Source organism: Pseudomonas sp. SW-3, from assembly GCF_016615645.1.
Taxonomy (GTDB): Bacteria; Pseudomonadota; Gammaproteobacteria; order Pseudomonadales; family Pseudomonadaceae; genus Aquipseudomonas; species Aquipseudomonas mandelii.
This window is the reverse complement of the sequence record NZ_CP067098.1, coordinates 6,015,428-6,027,699: the sequence shown is the minus strand read 5'-3', so window position 1 is coordinate 6,027,699 and position 12,272 is coordinate 6,015,428. Positions and strand designations below refer to the sequence as shown.

The window sequence follows — 12,272 nt, the reverse complement described above, 5'->3', positions numbered from 1 at the left end:
GGTGAAACGTTTGCGTGGCGCTAGATTAGGCCTGGGCGGGGGGTAGGATCAAGGGTGGAGCGGTGTAGGAAGGGATTACCGGTATGTGTCAGTTAGAGATGTATTGCTTGGTCGGGCGCCTTCGCGGGCAAGCCTCGCTCCTACAAGTAATCGCGTTCTCTTGTAGGAGCGAGCGGTGCGACGATTCGACTTGCCCGCGAAGGGCGCACCTCGGTATTAAGTCTTACTGAGCGGTAAGGCTCACTTCCCGCAACGGCTTGCCACGCACCGGCGCATCGCCGGCCACGTAGTAATCGGCCTTGCTGCGCGGCAACGGCTGGCGACCACGGATCTTGTCGGCGATTTTCTCGGCGATCATGATCGTTGGTGCGTTCAGGTTGCCGGTGGTGATGATCGGCATGATCGAGGCATCGACCACACGCAGGGCTTGCAGACCATGCACTCGACCTTCGCCATCGACCACGGCCATCTCGTCGGTGCCCATCTTGCACGAGCAGGAAGGATGGAACGCGGTTTCGGCGTGTTCGCGGATGAACTTGTCGAGCTGCTCATCGGTTTGCACGTCGATGCCCGGGCTGATTTCGCGGCCACGGAAAGCGTCCAGTGCGGGCTGTTGCATGATTTCACGGGTCAGGCGAATGCCGTCGCGGAATTCCTGCCAGTCCTGCTCGGTGGCCATGTAGTTGAACAGGATGCTCGGGTACTCGCGCGGATCCTTGGACTTGGCCTGGATGCGACCACGGCTCGGCGAACGCATGGAACCCATGTGCGCCTGGAAACCGTGCTCTTTCACACCGTTGCTGCCGTTGTAGTTAATCGCGACCGGCAGGAAGTGGTACTGGATGTTCGGCCAATCGAATTCTTCGCGGGTACGGATGAAACCGCCCGCTTCGAACTGGTTGCTGGCGCCGATGCCGGTGCCGTTGAACAGCCATTCGGCACCGATGGCCGGCTGGTTGTACCAGAGCAGCGACGGGTACAGCGAGACCGGTTGGGTGCAGGCGTATTGCAGGTACAACTCGAGGTGATCCTGCAGGTTTTCGCCGACGCCGGGCAGGTCATGGACCACCGGGATGTCGAGCTTGTTCAGCAGTTCAGCCGGGCCGACGCCGGAGCGTTGCAGAATCTGCGGCGACGCGATGGCGCCGGAGCACAGCAGCACTTCTTTGCGGGCACGGGCTTCAACGCGCTCTTCAGCGGCACCGATCAGGTAACGCACGCCAACGGCACGCTTGCCTTCGAACAGGATCTTGTCGGTCAGGGCATGGGTGACGATGGTCAGGGTCGAACGCTTCTTGGCGATGTCCAGGTAACCGCGAGCGGTGCTGGCGCGGCGGCCGTTCGGCGTCACGGTGCGGTCCATCGGGCCGAAGCCTTCTTGCTGGTACCCGTTGAGATCTTCGGTGCGCGGGTAACCGGCCTGTACGCCTGCTTCAACCATCGCGTGGAACAGCGGGTTGTTGCCGGCTTTCGGCGTGGTCACGCTGACCGGACCGTCGCCACCGTGGTAGTCGTTCGGGCCGATGTCGCGGGTTTCAGCCTTGCGGAAGTACGGCAGGCAGTTCAGGTAGTCCCAGTCTTCAAGACCTGGAAGCTTGGCCCAGTTGTCGTAGTCCATCGCGTTGCCGCGGATGTAGCACATGCCGTTGATCAGCGAGGAACCGCCGAGGCCCTTGCCGCGACCGCACTCCATCTTGCGACCGTCCATGTGTGGCTCTGGATCGGTTTCGTAGGCCCAGTTGTAGCGACGGCCTTGCAGCGGAAACGCCAGGGCGGCCGGCATTTGCGTGCGGAAATCCAGACGGTAGTCCGGGCCGCCTGCTTCGAGCAGCAGGACGGTGACGCCTTCGTCTTCAGTCAGACGGGTCGCCAGGGTGTTACCGGCCGAGCCGGCACCGATGATGATGTAATCGAATTCTTGGGACATAGGCCCTCCGGGAGTTTCAAGCTTCAAGCTTCAAGCTGCAAGAGAGCAGCGAGCGGTGTTGAGATGGAGCGGCAAACCAAACTGCTTTTACTTGCAGCTTGAAGCTTGCCGCTTGTCGCTGGATCAGCTAATCAAAATACCGAAACGTACTCACCCAGTTCGACTTGCACGGACTTGATGCGCGTGAAGTTATTGAGAGAGCTGATCCCGTTTTCACGACCAACACCGGACTGCTTGTAGCCGCCGACCGGCATCTTCGCGTCGGACTCGCCCCAGGCGTTGATCCAGCAGATACCGGCTTCCAGTTGATGAATCACGCGGTGAGCGCGGTTCAGGTCCTTGGTGACGATGCCGGCGGCCAGGCCGAAGTCGGTGTCGTTGGCACGACGGATCACTTCTTCTTCGGTGTCGTAGGTCAGGATCGCCATCACCGGGCCGAAGATTTCTTCGCGAACGATGGTCATCTCGTCGGTGCAGTCGGTGAACACGGTCGGGGCCACGAACGCGCCTTTGGCGAATTCGCCTTCGGTCAGACGATTGCCACCGCACAGCACGCGAGCACCTTCTTCCTTACCTTTGGCGATGTAACCCAGCACGCTTTCCATGTGGGCGAAGCTGACCAGCGGGCCGAAGTTGGTGTTCTCGTCTTCCGGGTTGCCGATGCGGATGCGCGCAACGCGCTCAGCGATCTTCGCTTCGAAAGCGGCTTTCAGGTGAGTCGGCACGAACACGCGAGTGCCGTTGGTGCAGACCTGACCGGAACTGTAGAAGTTGGCCATCATCGCGGTGTCGGCGGCGCGATCGAGGTCGGCGTCGTCGAAGATGATCAGCGGGGATTTGCCGCCCAGTTCCATGGTCACGTCTTTCAGCGACGAAGCGGAAGCGCTGGCCATGACCTTCTTGCCGGTGTCGGTGCCGCCGGTGAAGGAGATTTTTTCGATGCGTGGGTGCTCGGTCAACCAGGTGCCGACTTCACGGCCGCTGCCGGTCAACACGTTGAACACGCCGGCTGGCAGGCCTGCCTCGGTGTAGATCTCGGCCAGTTTCAGCGTGGTCAGGGAAGTGACTTCGCTTGGCTTGAAGATCATCGCGTTACCGGCCGCCAGGGCTGGCGCGGATTTCCACAGGGCGATCTGGATCGGGTAGTTCCACGCGCCGATGCCGGCGACGACACCCAGCGGCTCGCGACGGGTGTAGACGAACGACGTGGTACGCAGCGGGATCTGCTCGCCTTCGATGGCGGGCACCAGGCCTGCGTAGTACTCCAGCACGTCGGCACCGGTGACGATGTCGACATACTTGGTTTCGGAGAACGACTTGCCGGTGTCCAGGGTTTCCAGGGCGGCCAGCTCATCGTTGCGCTCGCGCAGGATGTCAACGGCACGACGCAGGATGCGCGAACGCTCCATGGCGGTCATTGCGGCCCAGATTTTCTGGCCCTTTTCGGCGCTGACGACGGCGCGCTCAACGTCTTCCTTGGTCGCACGCTGTACGGTTGCGAGGACTTCACCGTTAGCCGGGTTGATGGCTTCGAAGGTGGCGTCGCTGCTGGCGTCGGAGTAACCGCCATCGATGTAAAGTTTTTGCAGTTCGAAACGGGCCATAGTGTCCTCGCAAGTGCATAAGTGGTTGGCGTAGGCCACTGGAGTGAAGCCATAGGGTTGTGGCAACACCGATCAGCAGCAGTTCAGGGGTTGAGCGATTTATGTGTGCTCTAACTCACCTGCTTGGCCAGTTGAAAGTCCATGTATTCGTAAGCGATCCGGTGCGCCTGCTCGGTGTCGAAAGCATCTCCCGACAGCGCGCCGCGCAACCACAAACCGTCAATGAGGGCTGCCAGGCCCCGGGCTGCACTGCGCGCGTCATCGAGCGGCAATACACGGCGGAACTGGCAGCACAGGTTGGAATACAGGCGGTGATCGTTGATCCGCTGCAACCTGTGCAAAGACGGGTGGTGCATGCTGGTGGCCCAGAAGGCCAGCCAGGTTTTCATTGCCGGGCCATTGACCTGGCTGGCGTCGAAGTTGCCTTCGATGATCACCTGGAGGTGCGCCCGCGGGCTGCTGTCCTCCAGCGCCTGACGGCGCGCGGTGACGTTCTCGCTCAGGACACTCATCAGGTACTGCGCCGTGGCAGCAATCAGGCCGTTCTTGTCCTGAAAATAGTGACTGATGATGCCATTCGAGACACCGGCCAAACGGGCGATCAGCGCAATGCTGGCGTCCCCCATTCCGACCTGATCGACCGCCTGCAATGTGGCTTCGATCAATTGCTGGCGGCGGATGGGTTGCATACCGACCTTGGGCATCTTGCACATCTCCTTAGGCCTTCCGGCGGACGTAAAACGTCTATCGGATTGAGGGCCAGTCTATTTTGTTTTGATTGAACGTTCAATCAACAAAGAATAAGATCTGCGACAATTCGTCGCTGCTTACAGATTTTTCCTACGTGTAAATGACGATAAACCGACATCCAAAACGGCTCGAAACCCCTACGCACTGGCGTTCCGGGCTTCGGGCTTTTTTCGGGGTGTCTTTATATCACCCGTCGGTCGGCTGCCAACTAACCGATTGGTCGGGTACCGCGTTGCCTTGTGTTCTTCTCTCGCACTGCCTGGAGCATCTGTGCCATGAGTTCTGCCTCTCTAATAAAGACCCCGCCCGAGAAGGTGACGGTCAACGGTTGGGTGTTCTACACCTCTACCGCGCTGATTCTGTTGTTGACCGCCATTCTGATCATCGCCCCGCAAGAGGCCGGCAGATTGCTCGGCATCGCCCAGGCCTGGTTGTCCCGCAGCTTCGGCTGGTACTACATGGTGGTGATCGCCGCCTACCTGGTATTTGTCGTCGGCCTGGCGTTTTCGTCCTACGGCAAGCTCAAGCTGGGCAGCAAGGACGACACCCCGGACTTCAGCTACGGCGCGTGGGCGGGGATGCTGTTCTCGTCGGGTATCGGCATTTCGCTGCTGTACTTCGGTGCTTCCGAGCCGCTGGACCATTACTTCAACCCGCCGGAAGGCGTGGCTGCCAGCAACATGGCCGCCCGTCAGGCTGTGCAGCTGACATTCCTGCATTGGGGCCTGCATGGCTGGGCGATCTACGCCTTGGTCGGCCTGGCCGTGGCGTACTTTGCCTACCGTCATAACCAGCCGCTGGCGTTGCGTTCGGCGTTGTACCCGCTGGTGGGCGAGCGTTGGGTCAAAGGCGCGGCCGGTCACGCGGTGGACGGCTTCGGCATGTTCGTGACCCTGCTGGGGCTGGTGACGAACCTGGGGATTGGTTCGCTGCAAGTGTCGTCGGGCCTTGAAAACCTGTTCGGCATGGAACACAGCAACACCAACCTGCTGATCGTGATCATCGTGATGAGCACCGTGGCGACCATCGCGGCTGTGTCGGGTGTGGAAAACGGCATTCGCCGTCTGTCGAACCTGAACATCGTACTGTTCAGCGGTCTGCTGATTTTCGTGCTGCTGTTCGGCCCGACCTTGCACCTGTTGAACGGCTTCGTGCAGAACGTCGGCGACTACCTGAACGGTGTGGTCCTGAAGACTTTCGACCTCTACGTCTACGAAGGCGACAGTGAGAAATCCGACCGCTGGCTGGGCTTGTGGACCCTGTTCTACTGGGCCTGGTGGATTTCCTGGGCCCCATTCGTCGGCATGTTCATCGCGCGTATTTCCCGTGGTCGCACGGTGCGTGAACTGGTGGCCGGCGTGCTGCTGATCCCGCTGGGGTTCACCCTGGCGTGGCTGTCGATCTTCGGTAACTCGGCTCTGGACCTGGTGATGAACCATGGGGCGGTGGAGCTCGGAAAGACGGCGCTCGAACAGCCGTCGATGGCGATCTACCAATTGCTTGAGCATTACCCGGCATCGAAGATTGTGATCGGCGTGTCGATCTTCGTCGGTTTCGTGCTGTTCCTGACACCCGCGGATTCCGGCGCGGTGATGATGGCCAACCTTTCCTGCAAGGGCGGTAACGTCGATGAAGATGCGCCGCACTGGTTGCGGATCTTCTGGTCGGCGGTGATCACCCTGGTGACCATCGGCCTGCTGTTCGCCGGTAACTTCGAAGCGATGCAAACCATGGTGGTGTTGGCCGGTCTGCCGTTCTCGGTGGTGCTGGTGTTCTTCATGTTTGGCCTGCACAAGGCGATGCGCCAGGACGTGCAGATCGAACAGGAGCAAGCGGAGCTCGCAGCACGCGGTCGCCGTGGTTTCAGCGAGCGTTTGACGCAGCTGGACCTGCAACCGAATCAGTCGATCGTTCAGCGTTTCATGGACAAGCAAGTCAGCCCGGCGCTGGAAGATGCGGCCGTGCAATTGCGTGCCCAGGGTCTGGACGTGCAAACGTTGCTGGGCAAGTCCAAGCGTTGCATGGGTGTGCGCATCGAGATGGAAGAGGGCAACCCTTTTGTCTACGAAGTGAGCCTGGATGGCTATCTGGCGGCGGCGAGTGAAACGGTGTCGGCCGAAAGCGCTGACGAACCGCGTGCGCGCTATTACCGCGCCGAGGTTTACCTGCACAACGGCAGCCAGGATTACGACTTGATGGGCTTCACTCAGGATCAGATCACCCGTGACGTGCTCGATCAGTTCGAAAGCCATCGGCAGCTCCTTGGCCGTGTCTATAGCTGAAACTTGAGGTCATGCGGTGCAAGTTGCTGCACCGCAGATCCATTGTGGCGAGGGAGCTTGCTCCCGCTCGACTGCGTAGCAGTCGCATTTAACGATAACGCGGTCTTTCTGAATGACCGTGGTGTCTTGTTTTGGGGTTGCTGCGCAACCCAGCGGGAGCAAGCTCCCTCGCCACAGTTATCAGCATTCCAAGCCAAATATCTGCACTAACAAAAACGCCGCGATCCTCTCGCGGCGTTTTTGTGTCTGTTGCCTTAACCCAGGTTCTTGCCGAGCAGTGCGTGATACAGCTCGCTGTCGCCCAGAATCCCGACCACTTTGTTGTTGTCGTGCAGCACCAGTTTGTTGCCGGTCTGATAACGAATCTGCAGCGCATCGCGCATGCCGATGTTCGAGTCCACCAGCGTTGGCCGACGACCCAGGCCTTCAACCGCTTGCCCTGGAATCCAGTTCTGCAGATCCAGGCTCGCGCCGTTCTGGCGGGCGCCTTTGATGGTGTTGCCTTCGGCCAGGTCCAGCCACGAATCGCCGCCCGGATCGAGGCACACCGAACCGTTGATGCGTTTGCAGTTGTCCAGGGTGCGCATCAGGCTGCGACCGCACAGCACGTTCAGCGGGTTGGTGTGCGCGACGAAGGTCCGCACGTAGTCGTCCGCCGGGTTGAGCACGATCTCTTCCGGCACGCTGTACTGGATGATTCGGCCGTCTTTCATGATTGCGATACGGCTGCCGAGCTTCAGGGCTTCATCGAGGTCGTGGCTCACGAACACAATGGTTTTGCTCAGCTTGCTTTGCAGTTCCAGCAATTCGTCCTGCAGACCTTGGCGGATCAGCGGGTCGAGCGCCGAGAACGGTTCGTCCATCAGCAGAATGTCCGCATCCATCGCCAGCGCACGGGCCAGGCCCACGCGTTGCTGCATACCGCCGGAGAGTTCGTCAGGCTTCTTGTTGCGCCACTGGGTCAGGCCCACCAGCTCAAGCTTGTCGTCCACAAGTTTGCGGCGTTCTTTCTCCGGGCGACCCTGCATTTCCAGACCGAAACTGATGTTCTCGCGCACCGTCAGCCACGGCATCAGGGCGAATTTCTGGAACACCATCGCGATGCGCTTGGTGCGCATCATTTTCAGTTCTGCCGGGGTACAGGAAGCGATATCGATCTGCTTGCCTTCGTGCTCGACGAACAATTTGCCACGGCTCACGGTGTTGAGGCCGTTGATGCAACGCAGCAGGCTGGATTTGCCGGAGCCCGACAGGCCCATCAGCACGCAGATTTCGCCTTTTTCCACGTCCAGGCTGGCTTTTTCAACGCCGACGATCTGCCCGGTTTTTTTCAGGATCTGGTCGCGGGTCATGCCTTGGTCGAGGAGCTTGAGCGCCTCGCGTGGATCTTTGGAGAAGATTACGTCGACGTCTTCGAAGCGAATAATGCTCATGCGTCACCCCCTGCTTTAGCGTCGGGTTGTTTGCAGATACGGTCGAGCATGATCGCCAGCAGTACGATCGCCAGGCCGGCTTCGAAGCCCAGGGCGATATCAGCAGTGTTCAGTGCGTTGACCACAGGTTTGCCCAAGCCGTCGGCGCCCACCAGAGCCGCAATCACCACCATCGACAATGACAGCATGATGCACTGGGTGATACCGGCCGCGATGCTTGGCATGGCGTAAGGCAGTTCGATGCGTGCGAGTAACTGGCGGCGCGAGCAGCCGAAGGCTTTGCCGGCGTCCATCAGTTCTGCGGGAACATCACGGATGCCCAGGTAGGTCAGGCGGATAGGCGCGGCAATCGCGAACACTACCGTGGAGATCAGACCCGGGACCACGCCCAGCCCGAAGAGGGTCAGGGTAGGAATGAGGTACACAAACGTCGGTACGGTCTGCATCAGATCGAGCACCGGCCGCATCAGTGTGTAGAACATCGGTTTGTGCGCGGCGACGATACCCAACGGTACGCCGATGACCACGCAGACCAGGGTCGCGAAGAGCACCTGGGCGAGGGTTTCCATGGTTTCCTGCCAGTACCCCAGGTTGAGGATCAGCAGAAAGGAGGCAATGACGAAAACGGTCAGCCCCCACTTTCGTTGAATGAAATGAGCCAGTAGTGCGATGAGGCCGATCAATGCCAGCGGGTTGAACCAGGTCAGCGCGAAAGTCACGCCGTGGATCATCGTTTCCAGTGACACGGCGATGGCGTCGAAGGTGTTGGCGCCGTGTTGCGTCAACCATTCAACGAAGCCCGCGATGTACTGGCCTAGAGGTATTTTCTGATCAATCAGCATGGTAGTGAACGTCCGCATGCAAGGAAATAAACAGCCCGGGCGAGCGAACCCGCCCGGCGTAAGCGATGCTTCCTAAATCAAGGCTGCGCGAGCTTGGCTTTCACGGCTTCCAGGCCAGGTTTACCGTCAATGGTGGTTACGCCAGCGAGCCAGGTATCGAGCACCTGTGGATTCTTTTTCAGCCAGGCCTTGGCGGCCGCGTCAGGCTTCATTTTGTCGTCCAGGACGTTGCCCATCAGCGTGCTTTCCATGTCGAGGGTGAACACCAGGTTTTTCAGCAACTGACCGACGTTGCTGCATTCCTGCGCGTAGCCCTTGCGGGTGTTGGTGAAGATGGTCGCCTGACCGAAGTTCGGGCCGAAGAAGTCGTCGCCGCCGGTCAGGTACTTCATCTTGAAACGTGTGTTCATCGGGTGCGGTTCCCAGCCCAGGAACACCACGGCGGTGTTGCGGCGCTGGGCGCGATCGACTTGCGAGAGCATGCCTGCTTCGCTGGACTCGACCACCTTGAAGCCGGCGTCTTTCAGGCCGAAGGCGTTCTTGTCGATCATGCTCTGAATCAGGCGGTTGCCGTCGTTGCCCGGTTCGATGCCGTAGATCTTGCCGTCGAGTTCTTTCTTGAACTTGGCGATGTCGGCAAAATCTTTCAGACCCTTGTTATACAACTCTTCGGGCACGGCGAGGGTGTATTTTGCGTTCTCGAGGTTGGCGCGCAGGGTCTCCACGGTACCGGCATCACGGTAAGCCTTGATGTCGTTTTCCATGGTCGGCATCCAGTTGCCCAGGAACACGTCCATGTTCTTGCCGTCGGCCAGGGACTTGTAGGTCACCGGAACGGAAATCATCGTGGTTTTGGTCTTGTAGCCCAGGGCATCGAGAACGACGCTGGTGGTGGCGGTGGTGACGGTAATGTCAGTCCAGCCGACATCGGAGAAGTTTACGGTGCTGCACTGAGCGGGTTCTGCAGCTTGAGCCAGTAACGGCAGACTCAGCATGGCGGCCAACAACAACGACGGGGAACCTTTCATGGATGGACTCCTTGGTGTTTTTTTTGGCAGTGTTCCGACTGGACCACCGCACTTATAGGTTGCGGTTGGATGGCGTTTTGGAGACAGCTCTACCACGGCGCCTTGCAATCGAGTCGATACGATCATGTACCAGTGAAAATCTGACGCCTACAGGGTGCGTCGTAACCAGTACAGGGATGGTCGCATCCAGTGTCGGTGACGTCGTTTACAGCTTTTTTCAGCCCCCTTTGCCTCCCTGATCCGCAAAAAAACGGCGAAAACGAAGCGTAAAACGCCTGCGGCGTTAGTGAGCATGAGTGCGTCGGTGTGAGACGTCGAACGACACGGAAAAAGCCTGATGATGCGGCCAATCTCGGCGGATTGCAGCTTGAGCGTAGCAGCTCCGTCACTGGGCGCTTTTGCGTCTGGAGTTGGCACATCCAGGAGTTCGGCAGTAATGGCTATCAGTGTTTTCGACCTGTTCAAAATCGGCATCGGCCCTTCCAGTTCGCACACCGTGGGACCTATGCGGGCCGCCGCGCTGTTCGTGCAAGGTTTGCGTGAGCAGGGTCTTTTGGAACAAGTGCAGCGCGTTGAAGTTCAGCTTTATGGTTCATTATCGGCCACCGGCATCGGTCACGGCAGCGACAACGCTGTGATCATGGGCCTGATGGGCGAGTGGCCGGACGCGATTGATCCGTCGCAAATCGGCATCCGTATCGAAACCTTGCGCGAGACCCACACCCTGTTGCTCGACGGTCGCTTGTCGGTGCCGTTTATCTGGGCCCGCGACATGCGCCTGATCGACGAAAACCTGCCGTTCCACCCCAACGCCATGACCCTGATCGTTGAAGGCGAACACGGTGAGTTGCATCGCGACACCTACTATTCCATCGGCGGTGGTTTTGTCGTGGATGAAGCGCAGGCTTCCAGCGGCGTGGTCGATCTGGATCGCACCGTGTTGCCCTACGATTTCTCCAGCGCTGTCGAACTGCTCAGCCTGTGCCAGAAGCACAACCTGCGCGTCGCCGAATTGATGATGGCTAACGAGAAGGTCTGGCGCAGCGAGGAAGAGATTCGCAGCGGTCTGATGAAGCTCTGGCGCGCCATGCAGGATTGCGTCGATCAGGGCCTCAAGCACGAAGGCATCTTGCCCGGCGGCCTGAATGTGCGCCGTCGTGCGGCCAAGTTGCATCGCAGCCTGCAAGAGCTGGGCAAACCCAACGTCATCGGCTCGACCTTGAGCGCCATGGAATGGGTCAACCTGTTCGCCCTGGCGGTCAACGAAGAGAACGCTGCCGGTGGGCGCATGGTGACGGCACCGACTAACGGTGCGGCGGGAATCATTCCGGCGGTGTTGCACTACTTTATGAAGTTCAGCGAGGCGGTGACGGACGCCAACGTGGTCGACTATTTCCTCAGTGCTGCGGCAGTGGGAATTCTGTGCAAGAAGAACGCTTCGATATCCGGCGCCGAGGTCGGTTGTCAGGGCGAAGTCGGTTCAGCCTGCGCGATGGCTGCGGCCGGGTTGGCAGAGATCCTTGGCGCGACCCCGGAGCAGTTGTGCAACGCGGCGGAAATCGGCCTGGAACACAACCTCGGCCTGACCTGCGACCCGGTGGGCGGGCTGGTTCAAGTGCCGTGCATCGAGCGCAATGCGATTGCCGCGGTGAAAGCCATCAACGCGGCGCAGATGGCGCTGCGCGGGGATGGTCAGCACTTTATCTCGCTGGATCGGGTGATCCGCACCATGCGTGATACCGGCGCCGATATGCATGACAAATACAAAGAGACTTCGCGGGGAGGGTTGGCGGTGAGCGCGGTTGAGTGCTGATAACGCTTAACTCTCTGGTGAAATGAGTATCTGTGGCGAGGGAGCTTGCTCCCGCTCGGCTGCGCAGCAGCCGAATAGCCCGCGACCGGGTATATCTGAAAGTTCGCGTTTGCAGTTTTCAGGGCCGCTTCGCGCCCCCAGCGGGAGCAAGCTCCCTCGCCACAGAAAAGTCATCTGCGAGAGAAGACCAGTCAAAACTGCGCGCTAAGTGAACACCGGAATTAAAACGCGCCACGTTTTGGCGCGTCGCTTACAGATAAGCGGCTTCACCCAGGACAGGGATCCAACCTGGCCATTACCGCCTGTCACCTGTGCTTGTGGTGACACTCTCCAATAAGTCGCCGTAGCCCTGTTCCCACAAGTGCTACCGATTTGCTCAAGCCCAACGGGGCAGAGCGCCTCCCGCCGATAATGGCACTTATAACCCCCACTCGCGGCAAGGCTTATTTAGACACACCGCGACGTCGTTTTCAGGAGTTATTGAATGACCATTCAACTTTAGGCATGGCAATTGCTCTGTCATTACAAAGCCCGTCTCCCACGCGAGAACGATGGCAATAACAAGAGCCTCCGCCTGAGGCCATCACCCGCTT

At 59.4% G+C, this 12,272-nt stretch carries 8 protein-coding genes; 2 read left to right on the top strand and 6 right to left on the bottom strand.

Translation table 11 applies throughout. The features are described 5' to 3' along the window. Positions 1 to 223: 223 nt before the first annotated feature. From betA to betI, 3 genes are all read right to left on the bottom strand, one after another. Positions 224 to 1,927: a choline dehydrogenase gene (betA, locus tag JIO00_RS27345; RefSeq protein WP_077747261.1), complete on the bottom strand. Its 1,704-nt coding sequence runs from the start codon at positions 1,925 to 1,927 to the stop codon at positions 224 to 226. A 131-nt stretch (positions 1,928 to 2,058) separates the two neighbouring features. Continuing rightward, a complete protein-coding gene (gene betB / locus JIO00_RS27340; RefSeq protein WP_010466983.1) occupies positions 2,059 to 3,531 on the bottom strand; it encodes a betaine-aldehyde dehydrogenase in 1,473 nt (490 codons plus the stop codon). 110 nt (positions 3,532 to 3,641) lie between these two features. Beyond that, positions 3,642 to 4,235, bottom strand: coding sequence for a transcriptional regulator BetI (gene betI / locus JIO00_RS27335; RefSeq protein WP_010466984.1), 594 nt, complete (start codon positions 4,233 to 4,235; stop codon positions 3,642 to 3,644). Between the two features lie 378 nt (positions 4,236 to 4,613). On the opposite strand from betI, the gene JIO00_RS27330 reads away from it, so the two are divergent. Then, positions 4,614 to 6,563, top strand: a complete 1,950-nt coding sequence (locus JIO00_RS27330) for a BCCT family transporter (protein WP_224795543.1) — start codon at positions 4,614 to 4,616, stop codon at positions 6,561 to 6,563. 254 nt (positions 6,564 to 6,817) lie between these two features. Here the strand turns inward: JIO00_RS27330 and choV are convergent, their stop codons facing one another. From choV to JIO00_RS27315, 3 genes are all read right to left on the bottom strand, one after another. Further along, positions 6,818 to 7,996 carry a choline ABC transporter ATP-binding protein gene (gene choV / locus JIO00_RS27325; protein WP_010466986.1) on the bottom strand — a complete coding sequence of 393 codons (1,179 nt, stop codon included), beginning with the start codon at positions 7,994 to 7,996 and terminating at the stop codon, positions 6,818 to 6,820. After that, positions 7,993 to 8,838 carry a choline ABC transporter permease subunit gene (gene choW, locus JIO00_RS27320; RefSeq protein WP_010466987.1) on the bottom strand — a complete coding sequence of 282 codons (846 nt, stop codon included), beginning with the start codon at positions 8,836 to 8,838 and terminating at the stop codon, positions 7,993 to 7,995. The genes choV and choW overlap by 4 nt, the downstream gene beginning before the upstream one ends. A 77-nt stretch (positions 8,839 to 8,915) precedes the next feature. Next, positions 8,916 to 9,866 (bottom strand): choline ABC transporter substrate-binding protein, encoded by a 951-nt coding sequence (locus JIO00_RS27315; RefSeq protein WP_010466989.1) that lies wholly within the window; start codon positions 9,864 to 9,866, stop codon positions 8,916 to 8,918. Between the two features lie 436 nt (positions 9,867 to 10,302). On the opposite strand from JIO00_RS27315, the gene JIO00_RS27310 reads away from it, so the two are divergent. Beyond that, entirely contained in the window at positions 10,303 to 11,679 is a 1,377-nt protein-coding gene (locus tag JIO00_RS27310) for an L-serine ammonia-lyase (protein WP_200667217.1), read from the top strand. The last annotated feature ends 593 nt before the right edge of the window (positions 11,680 to 12,272 follow it).

Bases quoted from the DNA above. Each gene is read 5' to 3' on its own strand.
- choV (WP_010466986.1), bottom strand. From the start codon at position 7,996: ATGAGCATTATTCGCTTCGAAGACGTCGACGTAATCTTCTCCAAAGAT.
- JIO00_RS27310 (WP_200667217.1), top strand. From the start codon at position 10,303: ATGGCTATCAGTGTTTTCGACCTGTTCAAAATCGGCATCGGCCCTTCC.
- betI (WP_010466984.1), bottom strand. From the start codon at position 4,235: ATGCCCAAGGTCGGTATGCAACCCATCCGCCGCCAGCAATTGATCGAA.
- betA (WP_077747261.1), bottom strand. From the start codon at position 1,927: ATGTCCCAAGAATTCGATTACATCATCATCGGTGCCGGCTCGGCCGGT.
- choW (WP_010466987.1), bottom strand. From the start codon at position 8,838: ATGCTGATTGATCAGAAAATACCTCTAGGCCAGTACATCGCGGGCTTC.
- JIO00_RS27315 (WP_010466989.1), bottom strand. From the start codon at position 9,866: ATGAAAGGTTCCCCGTCGTTGTTGTTGGCCGCCATGCTGAGTCTGCCG.
- betB (WP_010466983.1), bottom strand. From the start codon at position 3,531: ATGGCCCGTTTCGAACTGCAAAAACTTTACATCGATGGCGGTTACTCC.